This window comes from Paenibacillus sp. J22R160, assembly GCF_059692135.1.
Genome location: NZ_JCAUAU010000002.1, coordinates 22698 through 49246 on the forward strand (window position 1 = coordinate 22698; position 26549 = coordinate 49246).

Sequence of the window (26549 nt, forward strand, 5' to 3'; positions counted from 1 at the left end):
TTGAAGTCGATAACATCTACCTCTAAGCGCGGTCGCTCATCCTGATATGGCCGCGATAGAGGTTTTCTCTATTAGCAGTAGGATCTGAACCAAAAAACATATTTTATGATGAGGTGCATCTAAATGACTTTGAATGCGAAAGAAATTGCCAAATATATCGACCACACGCTTTTGAAACCAGATGCAAGTACGGCAGCTATCCACAAACTGTGTGAAGAAGCAGCTCAACACCAGTTTTTCAGTGTTTGTGTGAACTCTCAGTTTGTTGGCGTGGCTAGCAAGGCGCTAGAAGGAACCGGCGTGAAAATTGCAGCCGTTGTAGGTTTCCCGCTTGGCGCAAGTTTGAGCGAAGTAAAAGCATTTGAGGCTGCCAAGGCAGTCGAAAACGGTGCGGCGGAAATCGATACCGTACTTCCGATTGGTCTGTTGCTTGAAGGTCAATATGAAGCCGTTCGTTCGGACATTAAACAGGTCGTTGATGCTGTCAAAGGAAAAGCGATTGTTAAAGTGATTATGGAAACAGGCTTTTTGAACGATGAACAAAAGATTGCGGCTTGCAAGCTTTCGGAAGAAGCGGGCGCTCACTTTGTAAAAACATCCACAGGCTTCGGTCCTGGCGGTGCTACGGTAGAAGATGTACGTCTTATGCGCGCAAACGTATCTGATACGATTGGTGTCAAAGCATCGGGTGGCGTCAGAGATCTGCAAGCGGCAATCGCGATGATTGAAGCTGGAGCAACTCGTTTGGGCACTAGCTCAGGCGTTGCTATTGTGAACGGAACTCAAGGCGCTTCCACATACTAAGATAACAAAAAGGTAAGGCGATCAGCGAACAGGCGACATTGAAGATCGTCTGCGAGCGAGCAATTTGTGACGAAGCATCATCCGCAAGCAGTGCTGAAAGGCTGACAAGCTGATGGATGAAGGGGTAAAAGAGGATCGCTCCGCCAACATTGAGCAGGATATGCGACCAGGCGACGTAGCGCCCGGCGCGGGAGGAACTCATCCCGGCGATCAGTGCCGTCACACAGGTGCCTACATTGGCACCGATTGTGATGGCAATGCCCAGCTCGACGGGGATGCCTTGAATCGCGGCCAGGCCCATGGCCATCGCGATAACAGCAGCGCTGCTGTGCACCAGAGCCGTAACGGCTGCGCCGGCGATGATGCCCCACAGCAAGCTTTGCCTGGCTTCCGTGACAAACCAAGCGAAGAGCCCGCGGGACTGCAGCGCAGGCCCGATCGTTTGCATGATCTCGATGCCGAGCAGCACGAGCGAGAAGCCCGCCACCGCCAGCGATCCGTAGCGGACGCTGCGCAGCCACTCGCGGCCGCTGGCAGGAGCGGCCGGTTCTTGCCCTCGCGCCGCAGATGGCGGCAAGTGGCCTCCCAGCCAGCTCGCCATCCAGATGGCGGCGCTCACAAGCAGGATCGGCACGCCGATCCCCCCGAGGCTGAGTCCGATCAGCTCGGTGGTGAGGCAAGTGCCGATGTTGGTGCCGAGAATGACGCCGAGCGTTCTCGGGAAGGTCAGGACGCCAGCGCCGACAAGGCCTATGGCGATGACTGTAATGGCGGTGCTGCTTTGCAGCGCCGCCGTGAGCACGGTGCCGGTGATGAGGCCGCGCACCGGCGTTCGGGTAAACCGCTCCAGCCACAGCTGGAGGCGGGGGCCTGCCCACATTTGAAGCGATGTTTCCATGAGCTTCATGCCGAAGAGAAATAAAATTAACCCTGCAACTACGGGTAGGATAATGGTATTCATCATCGTAGCATTCTCCCTCGCAAATGAACTTTTCATTATCACTCAATATATGTGACCGTACAGACAAGCATGACAAGCACCAGAGAGACACAACGGTATCACACAAAGGACGGCTAATTGATATATGGCAGCAGTATTTTTACATAAAAAACGTAAAGCTCGTTTAGAGCAAGGTCACCCATGGGTGTACAAAAGTGAAATTGAGCGAGTAGATGGGGAAGTAGTGCCGGGTCAGCTTGTTCCCGTGCAAACGCATCTTGGCCAGTATTTGGCGACGGGCTATTTCAATGAAGCTTCGCAAATCACGGTCCGAATTGTCTCGTATAAGCCGCTTGAAGCAATGACGACGGACTTTTTTGTCGAGCGGTTCACACGGTGTTTGCAGCATCGCAGCCGCTTTGTGAAAGAGGCGAAATCATACCGGCTGGTCTATGGTGAGGCAGACTTTTTACCGGGGCTTATTGTAGATAAGTTCGAGGATACGCTTGTTGTGCAGATTCTTACTTTGGGGATGGATCGCTGCCGTGAGCAGATTGTTGCTGCATTGGTACAGGTTGTAAAGCCTACAGGCATTTATGAGCGCAGCGACGTGTCGATCCGTGAGTTGGAAGGTTTGGAGCAAACCAGAGGCTTATTGTACGGCGAATGTCCCAAACATGTGGATATTCTTGAAAATGGCCTGCGCATCCGAGTGGATATCGAGGAAGGCCAAAAAACCGGCTATTTCTTCGATCAGCGAGAAAATCGGGCAGCCATTGCTCCGTTGATGACAGGCTGGGGCCATCGCAGCGGCATCGAGCTTCAAGAAGTTGAGCATGAGGGAGCTGTACAGACGCTGCCAGTCAATGCAAACGGCAAAGTCGTGACATTCCCTTATTGGGATGGCGCTTCTGTGCTGGAGTGCTTCTCCCATACCGGCAGCTTCACCCTCAATGCGTGTAAATTCGGCGCTAAGAAAGTGACCTGCCTGGACATTTCCGAGCATGCCATTGAGAGCGCGAGAACGAATGTTGGTTTGAATGGCTTCCAAGACCGTGTCGAATTCGTTGTCGCGGATGCCTTTGAATACTTGCGGACCCAAGTTAGAGGCTTGGATGAACGGAAAGTGCGTGCCAATGCCGGCAGCGCGGCTCAAGGGAAGAAGATCGATACGTCCAAGCCGGTTGCTGAGGGCGGCAGGACTTGGGATGTCGTCATTCTGGATCCTCCTGCTTTTGCAAAAACCAAAAGCGCAGTTGAAGGCGCATGTCGTGGTTACAAAGATATTAACCTGCACGGCATGAAGCTTGTGAATGAAGGCGGGTACCTTGTTACGGCAAGCTGCTCGTATCACATGCATCCCGAGCTTTTCCTGGAGACGATTCATGCGGCGGCGACAGATGCAGGCAAGCTCTTGCGTTTAGTTGAGTTCCGCGGAGCGGGTATGGATCATCCGCGCATTCTCGGCGTGGATGAGGGGCATTACTTGAAATTTGCTATTTTTGAAGTGAGAAGCAAATAAGTAGAGAAGAGCGGGGCCATTGTGGCCTCGTTTTTTTATAAGGATAGACTTTTAGGGAACTATAGTCCGTTATTTGCTTGAAAAAGCACATTTTCCTATAGTTGGGGAACTACAGTTCGTTATTTTGTTGATTTTATCGGAAGAACGGGCTCTGAAGGACAATTAAGGGCCTGTAGTTCCGCTTAGAGAGAATTCAGCCTGTTTTTCTCCAAATAGCGGACTCCAGTTCTCTTTAGTGAAGCCACTAAAGATTCTACAGTTTCGCCACAGTTCTCATGTGAAAATTAGGAGGCTAAGCTGCATGTATCCAAAGTATGAGAATGACGTTTTTTGTACGATTTACGTAGTCTCATTGGACGAAATCTGATTTCACCCAGTGGATCAATCCAATAACACCAAGCGACGGCACGACTATCTGCATAAACAAATATAATCACTATACCGACGGTGAATTATTTTACTTATCACAACGAAAGAAAACGCTAATTGGATGACTATGCCATTTCCGAATATGATGAAGAAAAGCACTTTCACACTTCACATCGAAAGGAAAATGACGATATGGCATCCGTAACTGGTTTGGACGGCATTGTAGCAGCAGAAACAGAATTATCCTTGGTCGATGGACAAAACGGGGTTCTGGTTTATCGCGGATACGAAGCGAAGGATCTTGCCCTGCACAACAGCTTTGAGGAAGTTGCCTACTTACTGTGGCATGGGGAACTTCCATCCAAGGAGACGCTCGTCGCATCCAAAAAGCAATGGGCGGAACAGCGCAACATACCTGCTGCGCTGAAGGCAGTACTGGATTTGCTGCCAAAAGAAAGTGAAATGATGAGCGTGCTTCGCACAGCTACTTCAGTTCTAGGTACAATCAGTCATCAGGAAGCTGTATGGCCCCTGCATTTGGAGGGGATTCTCGCTAATACCCTGATGCTGCCAACAATCATTGCTTATCATTACCGACGATCGCAAGGGTTACAGCCAATTGAGCCTGATCCGCAGTTAGATCATGTTGCCAATTATTTGTACATGCTGACAGGTTCCGTGCCGCAGCAGGTACATGTGAAGGTATTAACAGCTTATTTGATTCTAGCTATGGAGCACGGGATGAACGCTTCCACATTTGCCGGACGCGTTGTGTTATCTACACAATCAGATATTGCTTCTGCACTCTGTGCTTCCATAGGAGCAATGAAAGGGCCACTGCATGGAGGAGCACCATCGGAAGTGCTTCATATGCTGGATGCGATTGGAGACAAAGGGAATGCGGAGGCATGGCTGCGTGAAGAGCTGAAGGCTGGCAGAAAGCTCATGGGCTTTGGTCACCGCATTTACAAAACTAACGATCCTAGAGCGGAAGCGCTTCGGCAGCTCATGACCGAACTAGCAGCTGAAGATCCATGGTTCGATTTGGCCATCCACGTAGACAAGGTAGCTGTCGAGCTGTTAAATGAATATAAGCCAGGACGGAAATTGTATGTAAATGTGGAATTTTATGCTGCAGCCGTGATGCGGGCGATTGCGCTTCCGTCACCCCTTTTCACGCCAAGCTTCACGCTGAGCAGAATGGTAGGATGGACAGCTCATTTGTTGGAGCAATCGAGCTGTAATCGTATTTTTCGGCCACAGTCGGTCTACATTGGCGAGCTGCCGATGTCGCTTCGAAATCGTTCCTAATCAGCTAATGATTGTAAATTTAAGGCCATCTTCTCTATCATGAATGTTCATGTTAGCGAGGATAGGCTTTTTGTCATGCCAACTTAAGCCCATCATCTGCCACGCCTCTTTTCTACCAAAAGTATGATAGAATAGAAAGGATTGATATCTTTTGAGATCAGCTTGAAGGAGGCCCTGTATGTCTATTCGTTTCGTGATCGGCAGAGCCGGCAGCGGAAAAAGTGAACGTTGTTTAATAGAAATGAAACAGCAGTTGGCGGCTGAGCCAGAGGGTGATCCGCTTGTGTTATTAGTGCCGGAGCAGGCGACCTTTCAGGCCGAACATGCCATTGTGTCAGATCCCGGTATTCGGGGAATGATTCGCGCTCAGGTGTTAAGCTTTCACCGCTTGGCATGGCGTGTCATGCAAGAAGAAGGCGGCACAGCGAGACTGCCGATTGATGATATGGGTAAGAAACTGCTGCTTACAAGCATTTTACATAAACAGAAAGAAAAGCTCCGCTTATTTGGCCACTCGGCTGAGCAAATGGGCTTTGTAGATCGGTTAAACCAGCTTTTTACGGAGATGAAAAGGTATTGCGTAACGGCTAAGCAGCTCGAAGAGCATGAGCAGAAACGGGCTTCCGTACTAGGGGAAAGCGGTCTGCTGCGAGATAAAATGCATGACATTCAGTTGATTTATCGCCAATTTGAATCTGAACTATCCCAGCAGTATTTGGATGGCGAGGACTATTTGACGCTGCTCGCGCAGCAGATTCCGAATTCCGTTTATTTGCGGTCTGCATCGGTTTGGATTGATGGTTTTCACGGTTTTACGCCGCAGGAGTTTGCCGTGCTTGGCGCGTTATTTTCGACCTGTAAACAGGTGACAATTACGCTGTGCCTCGACCGGGAGCTGCAAGCCGGGGATGCGCCGGATGAGTTGGATTTATTTCATCCTACTGCGACGACGATGGTTCGGCTGCAGGAGCTTATTTGGCAGCTCGGATTGCCGTCAGCTGAGGTTCATCTATTGGCGCCGGACCGTTCGCCACGTTATGACGATAGCCCGGTACTCGGGTATTTGGAGCGCAATTTTGACCGCCGAATTGGCGGTGGAGCTCAGCGTTATAAACCGGCAGCAAATGAGAATATAAGCGATCAGCTCGTGATTGCAGAGGCTGTCCACCGCCGTGCAGAGGTAGAAGGCGCAGTGAGGGATATGCTGCATTTGGTTCGTGAGCATGGCGTACGTTGGCGTGAAGTTGCCGTCATGGTTCGAAATATGGAAGGCTATCAGGATTTATTAAAAGCTGTACTGACTGATTATGAAATTCCGCACTTTTTTGACCAAAAAAGGACGGTGCTGCATCACCCGCTCATTGAATTTATTCGTTCAGCGCTGGAGGTTGTTCAGCATAATTGGCATTATGATGCCGTATTCCGCTGTGTCAAAACGGATTTGTTGCTGCCGAGTGAAGCTGCCGACCAGAGAACGGAGCTCGATAAGCTGGAGAACTATGTGCTTGCATTCGGTATCCAAGGCTACAGATGGACGGACGGCAAGCCATGGAGCTACAAATTCCGGGCCAACCTGGAGCAGGCTGATGAAGGTGTTGAGGAGCAAACGGCTGAATTAGCTGCATTGAATAGAAGCAAAGAGTGGGTGGTGAGGCCGCTTCTCGCTTTTGCCAAACGTCTACAGCAAGCAAGTTCCGTTAAAGAGCAAGTTGAAGCCCTTTATGAACTGTTGATTGCTGTACAGGCTCCAGAGAAATTGGAAACATGGAGTCAGCAAGCAGTTCAAGACGGCAAACCGGAAAAAGCACGTGAGCATGGCCAAATGTGGAACAGTGTTATGGAGATGCTGGATCAGTTAGTAGAGACGATGGGGGACGATGAGCTGTCCCTTGAGATTTTTAACAGTCTCGTTGAGACGGGCATGGAGAGCATGAAGCTAGGGTTAGTGCCTCCCTCGATGGATCAATTATTGATCGGAAGCATGGATCGGACTCGCTCAAGCGGTATTCGTTATGCTTACATATTGGGTGTTAATGATGGCGTTATTCCTGCACAAATGCCGGAAAAAGGGGTCCTGACAGAAGCGGAACGGAGTGTTCTGATGGAGTCTGGTCTCCCGATGGCGGATGGAAGTCGGCGCAAGCTGCTGGATGAGCAGTTTATCGTCTATACGTCGTTAACTGTACCGGGTAAAAGACTGTGGATGAGCTATCCGCTAGCTGATGAAGAAGGCAAATCGCTCCTCCCATCCGAGCTGATTAAACAAATGCGTCAGCTATTTCCCGGGACGGAGACCCCGCTTTTGCTTGCTGAGCCGGCTGCTGAATCTCCGGAAGAAGAGCAGGCAGCCTATATGGCGCACCCGAACCAGGCGATCTCCTATTTGGCCGTACGCATGAAGCACTGGATGCTTGGCGGCCGCATGGCGGATCTATGGTGGGAGACCTACAACTGGTATGCAGATAAGCCTGAGTGGCAGATGAAAATGCAATCCGTGGTTCAAGCGCTGCGCTATACGAATAAAGAGAACAAAATATCTTCCAAAACAAGCAAGCTGTTATATGGACATAATCTGCGGGCGAGTGTCTCTCGTATGGAGAAATATGTGGCGTGTCCTTTCTCTCACTTCGTATCCCACGGCCTAAGGCTGCAGGAAAGGCGAGTCTACCGGCTGGATGCCCCGGATATCGGGCAGTTGTTTCATGCGGCATTGAACCAGTTTGTTCAAAGACTGCAGCAGGATCAGCTTGATTGGGGGTCTCTGTCGGCAGAGGAGTGCATGGAGCGTTCCGCTCAGGTAGTGGATGAACTTGCGCCAAGACTGCAAGGGGAAATTTTGCTTAGTTCCAGCAGATATGCCTATATAGCGAGAAAATTGAAGCAAGTTGTGGGTAGAGCAGCTGTTGTGCTAGGTGAACATGCGAAGCAGGGTCAGTTTGAACCGTTAGGTCTGGAAATTGACTTCGGCCCAGGCAAAGAACTGCCGCCCCTAACCTTTGATTTAGAGAATGGCTGCACCATGGAAATCATTGGACGAATCGACCGGGTGGATCGGGCGGATGGCGAGCAAGGCGTATTGCTGCGAGTCATTGATTACAAATCAAGTTCAACCTCTTTGCAGTTGTCAGAAGTGTATTACGGACTGTCCCTGCAAATGCTCACCTATTTGGATGTCATCATTACCCATGCGGAACGTTGGCTGGGTATTGCGGCGAAGCCCGCAGGCGTGCTTTATTTCCATGTGCATAATCCGATGCTTCAGCAAAAAAATGCGCTGGACCCTGCCGCCGTAGAGAAAGAGCTTCGGAAACGTTTTAAAATGAAAGGTTTAATCACGGCAGATGCTGAAGTTGCTGGTTTGATGGATAGTGATCTTTTAAAAAGCGCAGGGCATTCTCAATTAATTCCAGTTGCTTTGAAGAAGGACGGAAGCTTCTATTCAAGCTCCTCCGTCGCGACAGATGAACAGTGGGATACTCTCAGGAAATATGTGCGTAAGCAGGTAAAAGGAATTGGAACGAGCATTACCGATGGTCATGTGGACATTGCTCCCTACCGACTAGGCAAGAAAACAGCCTGCTTGCATTGCTCTTATAAATCGATTTGTCAGTTTGATCCGTTGTTTGAAGGGAATGAAATCCACGTTCTGAAACAGCGGGGGAAAGACCAGCTCTGGTCCGATTTGGAGCATAATGTTAGTCCGTGATGAAGACGGAAAGGAGTGTAACGAAGTGAATAAACAACAACAGCCCAAGCCTCCCGGCAGTACGTGGACAGACGATCAATGGGACGCCATTACTCTCAAAGGTCAAAATATGCTCGTTGCCGCTGCGGCCGGATCAGGTAAAACCGCCGTACTTGTGGAGCGGATTATCCGGCGAATTTCCGATGAGTGGGAGCCCATCGATGTAGACCGATTACTGGTCGCAACCTTTACCAAAGCGGCTGCCTCGGAAATGAAACATCGCATACGCGAAGCGCTGGAGAAAGAGCTGATGAAGCAGCCGCACTCGCAGCATTTGCGTAAGCAGATCGCGCTGATGGGGCGCGCATCGATTACAACGCTGCATTCCTTTTGCTTAGAAGTTGTGCAGCGCTACTTCAGCCTCATTCGTCTTGATCCCGGCTTCCGGATAGCGAATGAGACGGAAGCGGAGCTCATGCGCCAAGATCTGCTTGGCGAGATGTTAGAGGAATACTACGCGCAAAGCGGAGAGAACAGCGCCTTCTGGCGGTTGGTCGATTCGTTCAGCGGGGAGCGGAACGACGATGCCATCATGCAGCTTATTCAGAAGCTGTATGATGTGTCGCGCAGTCATCCGTGGCCGGAGCATTGGCTCAGAGCGACGGCTTCGATGTTCGGGGCGCCGGAGCCTGCGCCGCAGGAGGTGCCGGATGAGGCAGCGGCCGTTATACAGGAGGCGCTGCCTTATGTTGCCGCTGCGTCGGCGCCGGCGGACTATGCGATCTGGGAGCAAAGTCTGATTCGCGACCTGGCTTTGGAGCTGGAAGGAGCCGCCGACTTGCTGCGGCAGGCGATAGAAATCGCCGATTCGCCCGGCGGACCAGCTCCTTATTTGGACAACTTACGAGAGGACTTACTGCTCGTAAATAACTTGCTAGAAACGACAACCTATCCGTGGTCCGTTCTGTATCTTGGTTTTCAAACTGTCGAGTTTGGCAAACTCAAAGCATGCAAAGGCGATGACTACGATAAAGCGCTGCAGGAAGAAGTAAAAGAACTGCGCAATAAAGTCAAAGAGCAAATTAACAAAATGCAAGAGGAGCTGTTCGGCCGAACTCCTGAGCAGTTCCATCAGGAAATTGCCGACATGGCGCCGCTTCTGCATACTTTAGTCGATTTGGTTGCGGATTTCGGACATCGTTATCAGGCAGGTAAACAATCCAAAGGCTTGATCGATTTCGCAGATTTGGAACATTACTGCTTACAAATTCTGAGCGCGCCAGGCTCCATTCCTGGTGAATTGGTCCCATCTGAGGCAGCTCAAGCTTATCGGAAGCAATTCGCTGAAGTACTGCTCGATGAATATCAGGATACGAATCGCGTACAAGAAGCGATTGTGGAATTGATCTCGAACGCAAACCCTGGCAATCGGTTCATGGTCGGCGATGTGAAGCAAAGTATTTACCGGTTCCGACTTGCGGAGCCAGGTCTTTTCCTTGAGAAATATAAAGCATACCGCTCCAACAAAGCGGAGCCGCAAGAAGCGTCGTCCGCAGGCGGCAGAATAGATTTGGCGCGCAACTTCCGCAGCCGGATCGAAGTCGTGGACGCGGTCAATTTTATTTTCAAACAAATGATGAATGAAACCGTCGGCGAAGTCGCTTATGATGAGCGGGCTGAGCTTGTATATGGAGCGGGTTATCCGCCATCTGCCTCGGATTGTTCGGTAGAGATGCTGGTCATCGATCGCGCAACAGATGCGCCTGACCCAAGCGAAGCCTATTCGACTGATTCAGAAGAGAATGAGGAAATGAATGCCGAAGCTTTACCCGAAGGTGCTGTAATTGATCCCGTTTTGGAAGCGCAGGAGCTGGAGACCGCACAATTAGAAGCGCGAACCATTGCCCGTCAAATTCAGGGACTGATGGGTACCAGTGGGAAGGAAGCTTTTCAAGTATTTGATAAAAGAACCGGTGGTGATCGGCCCGTCACGTACCGGGATATCGTCATTCTGCTGCGCGCCACGCAGATGTGGTCGCCTATCCTCATTGAAGAACTTAAAAAGATGGGCATACCTGCCTACGCAGAGCTAAGTACAGGGTATTTTTCCGCGACAGAAGTGGAAGTCATGTTATCTCTTCTGAAAGTCATCGATAATCCGTATCAGGATGTACCGCTTGCAGCAGTGTTAAGGTCGCCGGTGGTGCAGCTAACGGCAGAAGATTTAGCGCAGATTCGCATTGCAGATAAATCAGTGCCTTTCTACGACTCTGTGCTGCAGGCTGCTAGCGAAGAGAAGACCGAAGAGAATGAGGCTTTGTTGCACAAGCTGAACTACTTCCTGGAACTGCTCGAAACGTGGCGGACCGAGGCCAGACAAGGCTCTTTGGCGGATTTAATCTGGCATATATACAGACAAACGGGCTATTACGATTTCGCCGGCGGTTTGCCGGGGGGAGTGCAAAGACAGGCTAACTTAAGAGCTTTGTACGATCGTGCCAGACAATACGAAAGCACATCCTTGCGCGGATTATTCCGCTTCCTTCGTTTTATTGAAAGAATGAAAGAAAGCGGCGGGGATCTGGGTACTGCGCGTGCGCTCGGAGAGCAAGAAGACGTTGTAAGGATCATGTCAATTCATAAAAGTAAAGGGCTGGAATTCCCCGTTGTTTTCGTGGCTGGTATGGCCAAAATGTTTAACCAGCGGGATCTGAACGACTCCTTTCTTCTACATAAAGAGCTTGGATTTGGTCCGCGGTTTGTAGACACGGCACTACGTGTAAGCTATCCAACCCTGCCTTCCCTTGCGATTAAAAGAAGGATGAAGCTGGAGCTGCTTGCGGAAGAAATGCGGGTCCTCTACGTAGCACTGACAAGAGCTAGAGAGAAGCTTTATTTGCTTGGCACTGTCAAATCATTGGATAAGCTCTTGCGCGGATGGGGCAGGCATCTGTCCAGATCAGAATGGTATTTACCTGATTTTGAGCTGGCGAAAGCCAAAAGCTATCTTGATTGGGTGGGTCCAGCCCTGCTTCGGCATCCTCACGCCAGTCTCTGGAGAGAACGTCTCGGCATTAGCGAAGCTTCTTCCGGGGTGCGATTATTGGATGATCCTTCCGCATGGAAGCTGACTGTCATTAAGCCAGAAAGCTTGCTGACGGATGACACGTTGGAAGAGCATAACTTGGCCCCTGACGGAGATCGAATGGACAGCATTGGCCGAATTGAGACAGTTACGACATCGGGTGAGTGGCAGGAATGGTTAGATGACCGGCTGTCATGGTCGTACTCGTACCCGGAAGCACCTAAACTTTTTGCGAAGACGACGGTTTCCGAAATGAAGAGGTTGTCGGAGCTGAATCGAATCGCGGATGAGATGGAAATGCCGGCAGCAACAGAAGTCGCAGCTCCAGGAGTGGCGATGTCATCTTCCAGCAACAGCAACAGAAGATCCATGATTTGGCGCAGGCCTAAATTTATGGAAGAGAAGAAGCTGTCAGCAGCGGAAAAAGGAACGGTTGTCCACGCTGTCATGCAGAATCTTTCCCTGCTGGAAGTACCGACAGAAGAGAGTATTCGAGGGACACTTCAAGATATGTTAAATAAGCAAACGTTGACTACGGAGCAAAGTGAAGTTGTGGATATTCCGGTTGTGCTGCGCTTTTTCGAGACAGAGGTTGGACAGCGGATGCTTCAGGCTAAGAATGTACAACGCGAGGTACCCTTCAGCTATGGGCTGCAAGCCGATGAGGTTTACACGGGAACTGATCGTTCCACGAGCGGTGAAACGGTACTGATTCAAGGAGTCATCGATTGTTTGTTTGAGGATGAACTTGGCCTCGTTTTGGTTGATTATAAAACAGATGCGGCAAAAGGTAACAGCGATATGGAGCTAAAGCTGCGGTATGAGCGGCAAATTTCCCTGTATACGCGTGCCGTGGAACATATTTGGAAGCGTCCGGTCAATAGCAAGTTTCTGTATTTCTTTGATGGAGCGAAGCTGCTCGAAATGTAAGGTGGAGGATGAAGCATGCGAATATTACACACAGGTGATTGGCATTTTGGCCGAACGCTGGAAGGGCGAAGCCGTCTGGAGGAGCAGTCTGCATTTGTGGACGAGCTGGTAGGTATTATACAAGACCAAGAGATTGATTTGGTCTTAATTGCAGGCGACATCTATGACAGTGTCAATCCTCCTGCAGCTGCGGAACAGCTTTTCTATGAAAGTATTGCGCGTCTCGCAGATGGAGGGAAACGTCATGTTGCCATCATCGCAGGCAACCATGATCATCCGGACCGGGTCGCTGCAGCGGCACCGCTTGCGGGGAAACAAAGCATTACATTGATCGGCATGCCTGTGCCAGAAATCCAGTCCATAGGAATCGCTCGAACTGGGGAGCTGGCGCGTCTTATTGCACTTCCTTATCCATCGGAATCGCGTCTTAAGGAGCTTCTATCGGAAGCTGCGGAGGAGGAGGCGCTGCGGAGCAAATATTCCGAACGCGTTGGAGCGCTTATTCGTAAACAGGCCGCTTCTTTTGAGGCCGGAACTGTTAATTTAATCATGAGTCACCTCTATGTGCTGGGGGGGCTCGAAACAGAGTCGGAACGGCCCATTCAAGTGGGCGGAGCGTATACCGTGGATACAACAGCGCTGACAGCAGGGGCGCAGTACGTGGCGCTTGGTCATTTGCACAGGCCGCAAAATGTAAAAGCAGCTTCGCCTATACGCTATTGCGGATCGCCAATTGCTTATAGTTTCTCGGAAGCCGGACAAGCCAAGTCCGTAACTGTGCTCGATCTGAAGCCTGGGCAGGCGGCCGAGCCGAAGGAGATTTTTCTGACCTCGGGTCGCCCGCTCGTCAGCTGGAAGGCCAAAGAGGGTGTTGGGCAGGTTCATCAATGGCTGGAAGAGAAACGCGATGCTGCGGCATGGATCGACTTGGAGATCAACATGACGGAAGCCATGTCGATTGAACAAATTCAATCCCTGCGCAAAGCTTACGACGGCTTCATTCATATTCGGCCGATTTATCCGGAGATGGAGGCTATCAGGACTGCAGCGCCAAAGGCGGATCTGTCTATGGAGGAGCATTTCACGCGCTTCTATTCCCGGCAAACCGGAGGCGCTCAGCCAGAGCCGGAGTTGATCCGGCTGTTCTTGGAGCTGCTGGAGGCAAAGGATTTGGCGGATGCTTCAGGGGAATAAGGAGCGTTGGGCCAACCTCAGACATTTACATGTAAAAAATACAGCAAATTCGCGAAATTTCGCTGGGTTAGGTAGCGATCATGTATTTTGTGCATCTAAATGATGAATTTTTCCCCTTTGATCAACGAAATTGGCACTTTTACTGTACTTTTTGCATGATTATCGGTTTAATTGCACCTGTCAGTAAAATTTTAATGTATGTTTTACATCTTGTATCACTAGGAGGACCTGAATATGCGTCCAATTGAGCTGCAAATGTCCGGGCTCCAGAGCTATCGAGAGCTGCAAACGATTGATTTTAACCGGCTGGTAGGAGCGGGTGTATTCGGTATTTTTGGACCGACGGGGAGCGGGAAATCGTCGATTCTCGATGCTATTACGCTATCTTTGTACGGCAAAGTCGAGCGGGCCAGCGGCGGCACGCAAGCGATCATGAATCATGCGGAGCAGACGCTGTTCGTTTCTTTCACTTTTGAGCTCACGAATGCAGCGGGCACAGAACGTTATCGCGTAGAGCGGCAATTCAAGCGGGGCACCGAAATGTCCATTAACGGTACGATCGCCAGACTGCTGCATATGCAAGAGAAGGAGACCCTTGTACTTGCGGACAAAGCAGGTGAAGTCAATCAGAAGGTGCTGCACATTCTTGGATTGTCCATGCAGGATTTTACGAGAGCCGTCGTGCTGCCGCAAGGGAAATTCGCAGAGTTTCTGACCTTGACAGGCAAGGATCGCAGGCAAATGCTGCAAAGATTATTTCACCTGGAACAATATGGGGATCAGCTCAGCGCTAAGGTAAGCTCCAAAGTGAAAGAAACGGATAGCCTAGTGAAACAGCTTGCGGCTGAACAGATGGGCTTAGGCGATGCCTCGGAGCAAGCGCTGCAAGCAGCCAACGAGAGACTTCAAGAAGCTGAAAGTGAAGCTGTAAGAAGTCGTCTGCATTTGAATGAACAGGAAAAGTGTTACGAGGAGCACAAGCAGATTTATCACTGGCAGCAGGAACAAACCGTGCTCGAAGCGGAGGCGCAAAAACAGCAGGAGCAAGAGCCGCAAATTCGCGAGAAAGAGCTCCTTTTGGGACAAGCGGAGAAAGCTGAGAAGGTTAAACCCTATCTGGAACAGCATAAGATAGCTGCCAAAGACGTACAAACCGGACAATCGAAGCTAGTCGCTGCGAATGTGAGCCAGCAAACAACGGAGGCTGTGTATCAGCAAGCAACGGAGCAATTTGAACAGGCTCAGCAAGAGCTTTCGTTGAAGGAAGGTCCTCTTTTACTGCGGTTAGACCAGTTGCAGCAAGCGCTTGTTATTCAGCAGGAACTGGATCACGTTGGGCAACAGGTGAAGCTTGCTCAGCAGCAAGAGAATGAAGTGAAAACAGCGCTAGCAGCGCTGCAATTGGACATTAAGAAAAGCAATGAGACGAAGCAAAAAGCTATTTTGAAACAAATGGAACTGAAGGAACAACTCAAGCAGACGGAAACCAATACGGCGACTACTCAGCTGTTACATAAAGCACTTCAGGAGAAAAAGGCGATTGAACAGCTCCAGCTGCAGATGGAAGGCGCTCAAAAGGCGTTCGAAGAGAGAGTTCGTTCCCATGCTGCATTTGAGCATAATCAATTGCAGCTAGCAGATAAGCAGAAAGCAATGAAGGATAGGCTGCACGTATGGCTTCAACGATCAAATGAAATTAGCTTGGTGGGGCAGCGGCAGAATGCCTCTTTCAATGCCTTTATTCCTGCCTTGCAAGATGAGTTAGAACAGATGAAGTTGCGGTGGAAAATGCAAGAACGTCATGCTCTGGCGGCTATATTGGCCTGTGAGTTAGCGGACGGAGATCATTGTCCTGTATGTGGAGCAACCGAGCATCCTTCCAAACTCACGCCATCGGCAGGAACGGCAAATGGAGAAGACACCGAGCTGCATCTGCAGCAAGGGGAAGCTCTGCTTCAACGGGTGAAGGAGCGCAATTACACCCATCAGCAGCGTTTACATAGAACGGCAGCTGTTAGGCAGCAGGCTGTTGAACTGGCGTCGGAACAATCACGATATCCGCAGGCTGAGCCTGAAATAGTTCAAGCTTGGCAGGAAGCAGCGGCAGGTCTAGAAGAAGCCGGCCCCTTACTTTTGACTGAGTCGCATGGAGGATCAGGGTTCTCTGATTTACAGCAGAAATGGATGGATATGGAAAAAGACTGGGACGCGATCAATGTCCGTGCCGATGAGCACGAACAGTCGTTTCAATCCTTATTAAAAGAGCATAACGCACATGAACAACAGATTGTGCAAGCAGCCGCTCAGCAGCAAGCAGCTGCGAGTTTATTGACTGAAGCGGAAGCTAGACTAACAGCCGTTCAATTAACAATGAACGAACAAATGAAGCAGTGGAAAGCTAGGTATACCGAGCTTTCTTGGGATGAGGTAGACAATCAGTTGGAACAATTGCTGGCCAAAGAAAGGCTGGCTGAGGAGCTTCGCGGGCGGATCGAGAAGAGCATCCCCTTTCTGGATGAGCTGATCGCGAAGATCGATGAGCTCCAACGTGCCGCAGTGGAGCAAGATCGGACCGCCCTGCAGCTGCACGAGCGTCTGCAGGGCCTCGCGCAGCTCGCCGCCGACAAGTCGCGGCAGCTGGCGCAGCGCGCGCCCGGCGCGGCTGTGCCGCAGCTCATCGCGGAGGCGACCTCCGCGCTTGAGCTGCTGCGTCTCGCCGCGCAGCAAACCAAGCTCGCGCACGCTGCGGCGCAGCGCGAGCAGTCCCTGGCGGCGCAGCGCTACAGCGCCGCCGCCGAAGCCGCTGCCGCCGCCGCGCGGCAGCTGGCACAGACGGAGCGCGCGCTGCATAGCTCGCTCGCGGAGAACGGCTTCGCATCGCGCGAAGCCGCAGAAGCTGCGGCGCTGGCGCCTGAGCAGCGCCGCCAGTGGGCTCAGCTCGCGGCGGAGCACCGCGAGCGCGAGCAGGCGCTGCGCGCCCAGCTGGCGCAGCTGGCAGCGAAGCTGCAGGGCCGCGTGCTGAGCGCGGACGCGTGGGCGCAGACGCAGGCGCTGCTGAGCGCCGCGAAGGCCGCCGCGGAGGCTGCGCTCGAGTCGCGCGCCAAGGCGGCCCAGGCCGCAGGCGAGCTTGCGGCGCGGCACGCGCGGTGGTGCGAGCTCGAGGCGCAGCGCGCCGAGCAGGCGAAGCAGCTGGAGCGGCTTGGCAAGCTGCAAGCCGTGCTTAAGGCGAATGCCTTCGTCGAGTATTTGGCCGAAGAGCAGCTGATGCAGGTCAGCCGCGCTGCTTCGGAGCGGCTGGGTGAATTAACGCGGCGACGTTATGCGATTGAAGTCGACTCTGGTGGCGGGTTCGTCATCCGTGATGATGCCAATGGAGGCGTCAAGCGACCGGTTAGCACGTTATCTGGCGGCGAAACCTTCCTGACTTCTTTAGCCCTAGCCCTCGCGCTCTCCGCGCAAATTCAGCTCAAAGGTGAATATCCGTTGGAATTCTTCTTCCTTGATGAAGGTTTCGGCACTTTGGACCAGGAATTGCTGGATATGGTCATTGGCGCACTGGAAAAGCTTCATATGGACAGCTTAGCGGTTGGCGTCATTTCTCACGTACCGGAACTGCGTGCTCGTCTAGCTCGCAAATTAATTGTTCAGCCAGCGGAGCCGTCCGGCCGTGGGAGCCGTATTGTGCTCGAGGAGCAATAGCGAACGAACCCTTTTTAAGTGTTTATAAGTGTTTAGGTGAGAGGCCACTGCGCCCATTGTTTTTTTTAGCCCCGAATCCATTGTGTTGGGTAAAATCATCAAGCCGATTCGTACAAGTTGGCATAAACTGCTACATCTTTTACGAAGAGGAGAATGGTGAATGGCTACATTTCATGAGGCTCTGAAACACAAGAATAGAATTTCACCTGTTTTATTGAAGCGCGCAGAGGTTGTCGCTGTTGGTGTTGGTTATATGGACCCAAACAAGCCTGCGCTAGGCTCAGGTGTCATTGTGTACACCCAGAAGAAAGTCGTTCCCTCTAGTATGACTAGCCTCAAAGGTGTGCTCGCCAAAGCGGGTTCGGCAATACCCATTCGTTTTGTTTCTTCTGGAGGGTTCAAGCGGCATGATGCAGCTCCAAAACCGAAAGCTGTGAAAATGGGCGGCTTTCAAGGCAAGCATCGGCCTGTACCCGGAGGTGTGAGCTTAGGTAAATTAGACCCGGATTCCACAGGAACAGGCGGCCTTATCGTAACGAAGAACAATCAGCTCTATATCCTGAGTAATAACCATGTTCTTGTCAAAAATAATTCGTCAGCGAAGGTCTCAATTGTACAATCAGGACCAGCGGACGGAGGTCAAGCGCCAGGAGATACATTAGGAAGCCTCTTTGATTACAACAAATTAGTCCCTAACGGGATCAATTTCCAGGATTCTGCGCTTGCAAAGCCAACTTCGAACAGCTTGCTTAATCCAAGATATTTAATTAGCGCATCCGGTCGGCTTATTACGGTTCCAGGTCATGTGTCGACGTACCCTGTCGGGCTAAAATTAATGAAGTCAGGCCGTACAAGCGGATTTGTCAGAGGAACGATTGAAGCTAATCATGCGGATGTGCGTGTGACTTATGGAGGATCATTGGGCGATCTGACGTTCCGTAATCAATTGATCATTCGCGGTACGAAAGGACCTGTTTCGCTTCCGGGAGATTCCGGCTCAGTATGGCTGCGCTCCAGTGACCGCTTTGCTGCGGGGCTGAATTTCGCCGGGAGTGAGAATGGCATGATTTCGATCAGTAACCCAATCGATGTCGTCATGTCCCGCTATGGGGTGCATACAGCTGTTCCTGCGGCCAAAGGTACATTCAAAGCTGGCGTAATTAAAGGGCTTCGCAAGGGCGCGGTGCGTGCCAATTCGAAGTAAGACCAAGATTACGGTGAAAAGAGCTGGACAGGATGTAAGTCCTACCCGGCTCTTTTTATTTTTTTGCCAATAGGTGCTACTTTCCGGTCATGTGTACGTATCAAGTATAAGCACACCACTTACCACATGGCTGAAGGGAGTCATTTTTTCTTGAAAAAAATAAATAAAAGAATCGGAATCATATCGCTCGCTGTTAGCCTTTTAACCGCCAGTTTGGCTAGTTTGCCTGCGCCTGCACATGCAGATATCGTATGGGATCACTGGCAAAAGGCAGAATCGCTGACTGCCAGCGGCAATAAAGCGGAGGCTGTAACTCATTGGCAATTTCTTGCGAATCATTATGTGAGCATCGGAGAATGGGAGAATGCAGCCCTATTTTACGGGAAGTTAGATGCTTATTTCGATGCGATCGGAGATTATGAGCAAGCCATTCACTATTACGAGCTGGAAAATGAGTACTGGGTCAAAGCTGGGCGAGATTGGGGGGCTGTTAAGCTGCAACGTGCCGATCAAATCCGGACAACCGTTGAACTCTATAGGCAGGAGCGTGATCAGTCCTCCATTCGAGAGCTAGCTTTACCTCCAACAGGTAAACTGGCCAAGTTTGAACCTGCATACGGTACCTATCTGGGGATTTATTCGGAACAGGATCCCAAAGTAGGCAACATGTTTACCAAGATGGAATCTGTTTACGGTAAAAAGCACGCGATCTATTTGGCCTATGCACATTGGGGGCAAAGTTTTCCGGCAATGTATGCGAGTAGAGCCAGAGATTCAGGCGGTGCGCTGCAAATCGCATGGGAACCTGATGATGGCTTAGACCCGGTGTCTGACGGCGCGTACTTGCGGAAATGGGCGCAAGAAGCGAAGGCCGCGGGGATCCCAATCTTTTTGCGTTTTGCAGGAGAAATGAATGGCGCTTGGGTCAATTGGCACGGGAACCCTACTCAATATATCGCCAAATTTCGTATGCTGCATGATGTATTTGCGGTGGAAGCGCCGAATGTGGCTATGGTATGGAGCCCTGGGGATGTACCTGCGAATGATATCGACCAGTACTACCCCGGTGATAACTATGTAGACTGGGTTGGCGTCAGCTTATATATTGAGCCCTATGAAAACGGGGACCCATCGCTGCCATCCATGTTAGCTACTAGTAATGTAGAGCGGCTGACAAGGCTCTACAAAACGTATTCCGATCGTAAACCGTTAATGCTAAGCGAAACGGGAGTTCCTCACTACCAGCATACGGCTGGGGAAGATTTTACAGAATGGGCAAAACTGAATCTGCAGCGTCTTTATGAAATCATGCCCTACAAATATCCGAGGTTAAAAGCGATTACTTACTTCAATGTGAATCAAGGAATGAATAACGCCAAAAACGATTATTCCCTGTCCAGCTCGTCTGATATCCAAAATTACTATACCAAACTGATTGCAAATCCGTATTTGCACTCGAAAGTGAGCGATTCAGCCGAGCCAGCAGATGGCATTGGATATGTGCCGGTCAATGCAGATCATCAATCATTTACGAAGAAAACCAAATTCATTCCTTTTATAAAAATACCTGAGGTGTACATTGGCAAAGTCGAGTATATCCTGAATGGACGAGTCATTGCGACTCAGACTGAACTGCCCTATGGACTAGAACTGCGTGCAGGAGAAGTTCCTGAAGGCTCTGTTCTTCAGATACGTGTGTTGAACAAATCCGGCAAGCAAGTCTCGCTGCGAACCTTTGGCGTATCGTCTCAGGTGTCCGTGGAAATTGACGGGAAAGACCAGGTTTTCGAACAAGCTCCAGCCATCGTAAACGGATCAACACTAACACCGCTTCGCGCCATCTTTGAAGCCATGGGAGCGAAGGTGGAGTACGAAGCAGCGACAAGAACGGTGACTGCGAAAAAAGGGAACACAACCGTGCGCTTAACGCTTGATCAGAAAACCGTGTATGTAAATGGTAATGCCATGCAGCTGGAAGAGCCAGCCCGGCTCGTTAATGGTTACACACTTGCTCCTGCCAGGTTCGTCGGGGAAACGTTTGGCGGCAAAGTGGCTTGGGAAGGCAGCAGCCGAACCGTCACGATTTCAACCAAATAGTTTTAGACAGCAAAAACGGCTCCAACCTTGACTTTTCGTCAAAGTTGGAGCCGTTTTTAATTATATAAACTTATACACTTTGAAGAGCTTGCTGCACTTCTTGAACAACCGACAGGGCAGCGGTACGTGCGCTTGAGAATGCGCGTTCTGCGAGCTCGCCTTTGCCTGTGCAACCGTCGCCGCAGAAGTAGAAAGGCACATTCTCGACGCGGATAGGGAGGAGATGGTTCGTCGAAATGTTTTTCACGCTGGATACCATCGCTTTCTTGGACACCCTTTTCACCGCGGTTACGTCGCGCCAGCCTGGGTAATGTTTATCGAACAAAGCTTCCATCTGCGTGTTTTTATTTTCGAGATAGGATTTGCGTTGTTCGTCGCTTTCGAATTGATCGCTCAAGTAAGCGATACCCTGCAGCAGCTGTCCGCCTTCAGGCACTAGCGTGTGATCCGTTGCGGAAACATCACTGATGAAGAGTTTGTTGTCCATGTCGCTAATGTAGCTAAACGGTCTTGCAACCACTTTGCTAAGTCCTACGTCGTATACCATAACCTCAGTAGCCGTGTTGGATTCATATGGTGCTAGGAATGGCTCCCATGCAGTGCCTTTGAGTAATTTAACGACTTGTTGTACCGGCATTGCGAAAATCACTTTATCAAAGGATTCTTCACGATTCTTCGTTTGAAGAACGAATTTCCGGTCTGCATAACGCAAGCTTTCCACGCCTTCTTGAATAGCGATTTCCCATCTGCCTGATGTTGTAAGCTTTTGCTTGAGTTGGTTGGTGATGACGGCCCAGCTTCCAAGGATATAGTTAACGGGCTTGGAAGAGAGGAACAGGTTATGGTAGTATTCGCTGATCACTGCACCGGATACATTGCGTGCATCTTCAGGGGTGATGAAAAAGTTGGAGCATACGAGATGCTCCCACAGTTCCTTAACATCCTCGTCCGCATTGGATTCAGCCAGATAATCAGCTAGTGTAGCATAATTTTTCAGGTTATGGATGTTTGCGATAATGGCGGCAATTTCACCAACGAATCGGACTTTTTGCGCTGTGCTAAGTAAATCCGTTTTTAGGAGGTTGATGGCATCTAGTGGAGCGGTCGTAAGTTGATTGTGCTTCGCATAAACGACTTTCCGTTTATCTACTTGCTTGGATGAGAAGGACAATCCCAATTCTCGCTCCATGTTCGTGATGGTATGACGATCTATTCCATAGATGGCATGTGCGCCGTAGTTAAGTGTGAATCCTGCTTTTTCATAAGTAAATGCACGGCCGCCAAGCTGCGGACTGCGCTCAAAAAGTATACCTTCAATATGCGGGTTCTCCGATAAATAAGCGGCCGCGGTTAATCCGGCTAAGCCTCCACCAATAATAGCTACTTTCATTTTGTGTTCCTCCTTGGGGACTGGTTCTACTTGCAGTGGTGCATTAGGCTCGTTTCCACGAATGCCTACCCACATCCAAGCTAAGTTGTTTTTCATCATATCCACTAAATCTGAGTGTTCTTGATTGCACCATGTTCGAATCGTGCCGTTATACATACACACGAGGAGTTCTACTTTCTTCGGTTCAGGCAGCCAATGCAGCAAGCTCTCAGAGAGTACGTTCAAGTGGCGCAGTTCTTCCGTTTTTACGGTTTCATTTTGCAAGGATAAGGCTTGTAAGCTTCGTATTAGAAGAGGTATCAAGCGAATGTTAGACGCTAAGTCTAAAAATAAGCGGTTGATATGTCCTTCAAGCGATTGCACCTTGGAAGGCGTCATTTTTACCCATTCTTGAATCAGTTGGATCTGTTTGCTGTAAAGGTCAGCAATGATGGCGTCTTTACTTTTGAAATAGTGGTAAAAAGTTCCTTTCGATGTTCCCGTTGCTGTGATAATGTCGTCAACAGACACGTTCTCGTAGCCTTTTTCCATAAACATCGATAAAGCGACGTCCATCATGACATCACGCTTTTTGCGGGTGGTGGCCCTCATGAATTGGCTCATCCGCTCACTCCATTCCAACCATCGATTTATTCCTATTATATGCAAAATTAGACCGATAGTCTACAAGTGAATTGACCGATGTATAAATTGTTTGTAGGAAAAAATAATCTAAATGATTGTTTACCGTGTGATGGCGGTATACGTAGTCTATACTTCTTATAAGAACCACATGAGAGGATGAATTTTACACTTGACTAGAAAAGAATTAGGCTGGAATTTGTTTTTCGAAAAAGCATTCGAACCTTATCTTGAAGAAGGGTACCAGGCTGGACGTGTATCCTTGGAACATAAACATATGTACCGCGTTCAAACGGAATCTGGTGAAGCACTAGCAGAGGTTTCCGGGAAGATGCGTCATCTTGCAATTCGCCGCGAAGACTATCCTGCTGTAGGCGATTGGGTTGTTGTCTCTGTGCGCGAAGAGGAACAACGAGCAACCATCCATGCTGTCTTGCCGCGTAAAAGTAAGTTTTCCCGGAAAGTTGCCGGTCAAGTCACAGAAGAACAAATTGTAGCTACAAACGTAGATACTGTATTTCTGGTTACTGCCTTAAATCTGGATTTTAATGTTCGGCGTATAGAACGGTACTTGGTGTTGGCTTGGGAAAGCGGGGCCAATCCTGTTATTGTCCTCAGTAAAGCGGACTTATGTGAGGATCCGGAAGCACTTGCGGCGGAAGTCGCGGCTGTTGCAGTGGGCGTACCTATTCATATCATCAGCTCTGCCGAAAACAGAGGGCTAGAAGACCTGGCTGCCTATGTAGCGCCAGGTCAAACTGTGGCATTGCTCGGATCTTCAGGTGTGGGGAAATCAACTTTGGTGAACCGCATTTACGGGAAAGACATTTTAGAAACGGGAGATATCCGTGAAGGCGATGACAAAGGGAAGCATACGACGACACACCGTGAGTTGATCACGCTGCCCGGAGGAGGTATCCTCATTGACACGCCTGGTATGCGCGAACTGCAGCTTTGGGATGCGTCTGAAGGCTTGAGCACGTCCTTCCAAGACATCGAAGAGCTGGCAGCACAGTGCTATTTCCATGACTGCAAGCATGAGAATGAACCGCGATGCGCGGTCAAAGGCGCGTTGGAGAACGGTACACTTCCGCAAGAACGATTTTATAGCTACGTAAAATTGCAGAAGGAGCTCGCTTATTTGGCGCGCAAAGAAGATAAAGGTCTTCAAGCTGCCGAGAAGGCGAAGTGGAAGAAAATTCATCAGTCTTTGAAAAGCCAGATCAATCGTTAATATGACTTTGTAAATCAATCGTGCTTTTGAAGTAGCCTTTTGCCTAGAGCTGAATATGCTGTAGAAAAAAGGAGGCATGAGCCCATGAAGCATCCCGAAATTCATGAGATTTGCAAAAAACATATGTACCGGTATGTCAGTGTAACGATGACGAACGGAGCTGTTTATGACGGCATTGTCGAAAATGTGGATGATGACAACTTATACTTAGCTGTGCCAATCGGCGGTATGGATCATGAACAGATGAGAGCGTTCCTGCCCTATGGAGGTTATCCGTACCCGTATTATGGCTACCCGTATCCTGGGTATGGATATGGATTTGGACGCCGCAGGTTTGCAAGGCAAGTACTGCCATTAGCAGGTTTACTAGCTTTGTCATTACTACCTTATTATTAATAGAAATCCAATTTTTTGTTAAGAAACCTCTCTGTTTAGGTGTGGGGTTTCTTTTTTTTGTCATTGCTCCTTGGATTAGGACGGAATGGGTTGGATTTTTTCACGCGTTTCCGATAAAATTAGAAATAGAGATTTTATTAGAAAGTGAGTGACTAGCCCATTTATGAGTGATTGTATTTTTTGCAAAATTGTTGCGGGGGAACTCCCCTCCAAAAAAGTGTTCGAGAATGACGAGATTCTAGCATTCCATGACATCCAACCAGCCTCGCCGATTCATGTCCTTATCATTCCGAAGAAACACATTGCATCATTAGCAGACGCCAAAGCGGAAGACTGGGCTACTCTTGGGCAAGTGCAAGCAGCTGCCGCGCAAATTGCTAGAGAACTAGACATTGAAGAGTCAGGTTATCGGGTCATCACGAATGTTGGTGCAAATGCAGGACAAATTGTTCACCATATCCATTATCACTTGATGGGCGGGGCGCGTTTAGCTCCTTTAGGCGTACATAATTAGGGTTAACTTTCTGGAAACCTAACTATTCGATTGACACCCTAATTACTATCACCTATAATGAGATTTGATGAACCGTTTGATCCTAGATGGTCTGTTCGGAGGGAGGGAAATCTGTTGTCAGAAACTCGAGTTCGTAAGAACGAAACTATAGATGCTGCACTTCGTCGCTTTAAGCGTTCCATCGCTAAGGATGGCATTCTAGCAGAAGTTAAGAAACGTAAACATTATGACAAGCCTAGCGTTAAGCGTAAGCTTAAATCTGAGGCTGCTCGCAAGAGAAAGTTCTAGGAGGCAATATGAGCTTAAGCGATCGATTGAACGAAGATATGAAGCAAGCGATGAAGAGTCAGGACAAGTTCAAACTCTCTGTAATTCGAATGGTTAGATCAACAATTAAGAATTCTGAGATTGATCTGAAAAGATCCTTAGATGACAATGAAGTGCTTGACGTACTAACTCGTGAAATCAAACAGCGTAAGGATTCCCTCCAAGAATTTACGAAGGCCGGCAGAGATGATCTGGCCGAGAGCCTGAAGGCTGAACTTGTCATTCTAGCTGAGTACATGCCGCAACAGCTTTCTGAGGAAGAAGTGAAAGCCATTGTAACGCAGACCATCCAGCAAATTGGTGCTTCTTCCAAAGCGGATATGGGCAAAGTGATGACGGCATTGTTGCCTCAGGTTAAAGGACGCGCTGATGGTAAACTTATTAATCAGTTGGTCCAACAATTATTGGGATAATACTTAAATATGTTAGTATGACAAGACCGAGCGGATATGATATCCTCTCGGTCTTTTTATTTTCTTTCCAAAACGAAACAGTTTATTTGGAATGACGTACATATTAATGATAAGGAAGAATCAGGAAAGGAGTGAAAGATGATGTTTGCAGAAAACTTATCGGCCTTTCTGACCCATCCAATTACAGCGACCGTGTTATTGATGGTTGGCATTATTGGAATCGCTTTAGAGCTTCTTTTTTTCAGCGGTGGTTTACTAGCATTAGCAGGCGTCGCTGGTTTTGCACTATATTTTCTTGGGTATTATTTGGCGGGATTTGCTGGGTTCGGCGATTTGGCCGTGTTTAGCATCGGTTTAGTGCTCCTTATCTTGGAACTGGTCGTTCCAAGTTTTGGGATTCTTAGTGTGCTGGGGGCCATATGCCTATTTGGAGGGGTGCTGCTCGCTTCTTCGAACCCGATGGATGCCGCGGTCATGCTGGGGATAGCGTTATTAGTAGCCATTGTTGTCATTGCTTTTGCCATTAAAACGTTTAAGCACCGCGGAGTGTGGAATCGATTTATTTTGAAGGAGCAGCTGACAACGGACAAGGGTTTTACCTCCAGCCCCGACAGAACGCATTTAATCGGCCTCACAGGACAATCGATAACGCCATTAAGGCCTGCTGGCACAGCAATCATTCAGGGAGAACGCGTGGATGTCGTGACGAACGGGAGTTTTATTTCGAACGCGAAAGAAATTATTGTTGTAGACGTTGAAGGGGCCCGTGTAGTTGTGAGAGAGATTGAAGCTAATCGCGCTAATAATTCTTAGG

17 protein-coding genes are annotated in these 26549 nt (G+C 49.5%); 15 read left to right on the forward strand and 2 right to left on the reverse strand.

All coding sequences use genetic code 11. The features are described 5' to 3' along the window. Positions 1-123: 123 nt before the first annotated feature. Positions 124-804, forward strand: coding sequence for a deoxyribose-phosphate aldolase (gene deoC, locus AC58UW_RS03510; protein WP_497419350.1), 681 nt, complete (start codon positions 124-126; stop codon positions 802-804). Here deoC and AC58UW_RS03515 read toward each other — a convergent pair. Beyond that, positions 767-1768, reverse strand: coding sequence for a Na/Pi cotransporter family protein (locus AC58UW_RS03515; protein WP_497419351.1), 1002 nt, complete (start codon positions 1766-1768; stop codon positions 767-769). The two genes, deoC and AC58UW_RS03515, sit on opposite strands and share 38 nt — an antisense overlap. A gap of 121 nt (positions 1769-1889) precedes the next feature. Here AC58UW_RS03515 and AC58UW_RS03520 point away from each other — a divergent pair, with 121 nt between their 5' ends. From AC58UW_RS03520 to AC58UW_RS03555, 8 genes are all read left to right on the forward strand, one after another. Then, positions 1890-3266 carry a class I SAM-dependent rRNA methyltransferase gene (locus tag AC58UW_RS03520; RefSeq protein WP_497419352.1) on the forward strand — a complete coding sequence of 459 codons (1377 nt, stop codon included), beginning with the start codon at positions 1890-1892 and terminating at the stop codon, positions 3264-3266. Positions 3267-3827: 561 nt separating this feature from the next. Next, positions 3828-4946, forward strand: coding sequence for a citrate synthase (locus tag AC58UW_RS03525; RefSeq protein ID WP_497419353.1), 1119 nt, complete (start codon positions 3828-3830; stop codon positions 4944-4946). Positions 4947-5124: 178 nt separating this feature from the next. Next, on the forward strand, positions 5125-8652 hold the full coding sequence (addB, locus tag AC58UW_RS03530; protein ID WP_497419354.1) for a helicase-exonuclease AddAB subunit AddB: 3528 nt from the start codon (positions 5125-5127) through the stop codon (positions 8650-8652). A gap of 25 nt (positions 8653-8677) precedes the next feature. Then, entirely contained in the window at positions 8678-12646 is a 3969-nt protein-coding gene (gene addA / locus AC58UW_RS03535; RefSeq protein WP_497419355.1) for a helicase-exonuclease AddAB subunit AddA, read from the forward strand. Positions 12647-12661: 15 nt separating this feature from the next. Beyond that, positions 12662-13840, forward strand: a complete 1179-nt coding sequence (locus AC58UW_RS03540) for an exonuclease SbcCD subunit D (RefSeq protein WP_497419356.1) — start codon at positions 12662-12664, stop codon at positions 13838-13840. Between the two features lie 234 nt (positions 13841-14074). Beyond that, positions 14075-17539 (forward strand): SbcC/MukB-like Walker B domain-containing protein, encoded by a 3465-nt coding sequence (locus tag AC58UW_RS03545; RefSeq protein WP_497419357.1) that lies wholly within the window; start codon positions 14075-14077, stop codon positions 17537-17539. 160 nt (positions 17540-17699) lie between these two features. Beyond that, entirely contained in the window at positions 17700-18743 is a 1044-nt protein-coding gene (locus AC58UW_RS03550) for a chymotrypsin family serine protease (protein WP_497419358.1), read from the forward strand. Between the two features lie 150 nt (positions 18744-18893). Further along, the gene (locus tag AC58UW_RS03555; RefSeq protein ID WP_497419359.1) at positions 18894-20840 is read left to right on the forward strand and encodes a stalk domain-containing protein; all 1947 of its coding nucleotides are present in this window, start codon (positions 18894-18896) and stop codon (positions 20838-20840) included. 70 nt (positions 20841-20910) lie between these two features. Here the strand turns inward: AC58UW_RS03555 and AC58UW_RS03560 are convergent, their stop codons facing one another. After that, the gene (locus tag AC58UW_RS03560) at positions 20911-22833 is read right to left on the reverse strand and encodes an FAD-dependent oxidoreductase (RefSeq protein WP_497419360.1); all 1923 of its coding nucleotides are present in this window, start codon (positions 22831-22833) and stop codon (positions 20911-20913) included. Between the two features lie 190 nt (positions 22834-23023). On the opposite strand from AC58UW_RS03560, the gene rsgA reads away from it, so the two are divergent. The 6 genes from rsgA to AC58UW_RS03590 all read left to right on the forward strand — a co-directional run bounded on the left by rsgA (position 23024) and on the right by AC58UW_RS03590 (position 26548). Continuing rightward, a complete protein-coding gene (gene rsgA, locus AC58UW_RS03565; RefSeq protein WP_497419361.1) occupies positions 23024-24085 on the forward strand; it encodes a ribosome small subunit-dependent GTPase A in 1062 nt (353 codons plus the stop codon). Positions 24086-24169: 84 nt separating this feature from the next. After that, the gene (locus AC58UW_RS03570) at positions 24170-24481 is read left to right on the forward strand and encodes a hypothetical protein (protein WP_145656995.1); all 312 of its coding nucleotides are present in this window, start codon (positions 24170-24172) and stop codon (positions 24479-24481) included. Between the two features lie 163 nt (positions 24482-24644). After that, entirely contained in the window at positions 24645-24995 is a 351-nt protein-coding gene (locus tag AC58UW_RS03575) for a histidine triad nucleotide-binding protein (RefSeq protein WP_497419362.1), read from the forward strand. Positions 24996-25109: 114 nt separating this feature from the next. After that, positions 25110-25283, forward strand: a complete 174-nt coding sequence (gene rpsU, locus AC58UW_RS03580; protein ID WP_029195880.1) for a 30S ribosomal protein S21 — start codon at positions 25110-25112, stop codon at positions 25281-25283. Positions 25284-25291: 8 nt separating this feature from the next. Beyond that, positions 25292-25735, forward strand: coding sequence for a GatB/YqeY domain-containing protein (locus AC58UW_RS03585; RefSeq protein ID WP_497419363.1), 444 nt, complete (start codon positions 25292-25294; stop codon positions 25733-25735). Positions 25736-25876: 141 nt separating this feature from the next. After that, a complete protein-coding gene (locus AC58UW_RS03590; protein ID WP_497419364.1) occupies positions 25877-26548 on the forward strand; it encodes an NfeD family protein in 672 nt (223 codons plus the stop codon). Position 26549 lies beyond the last annotated feature (1 nt).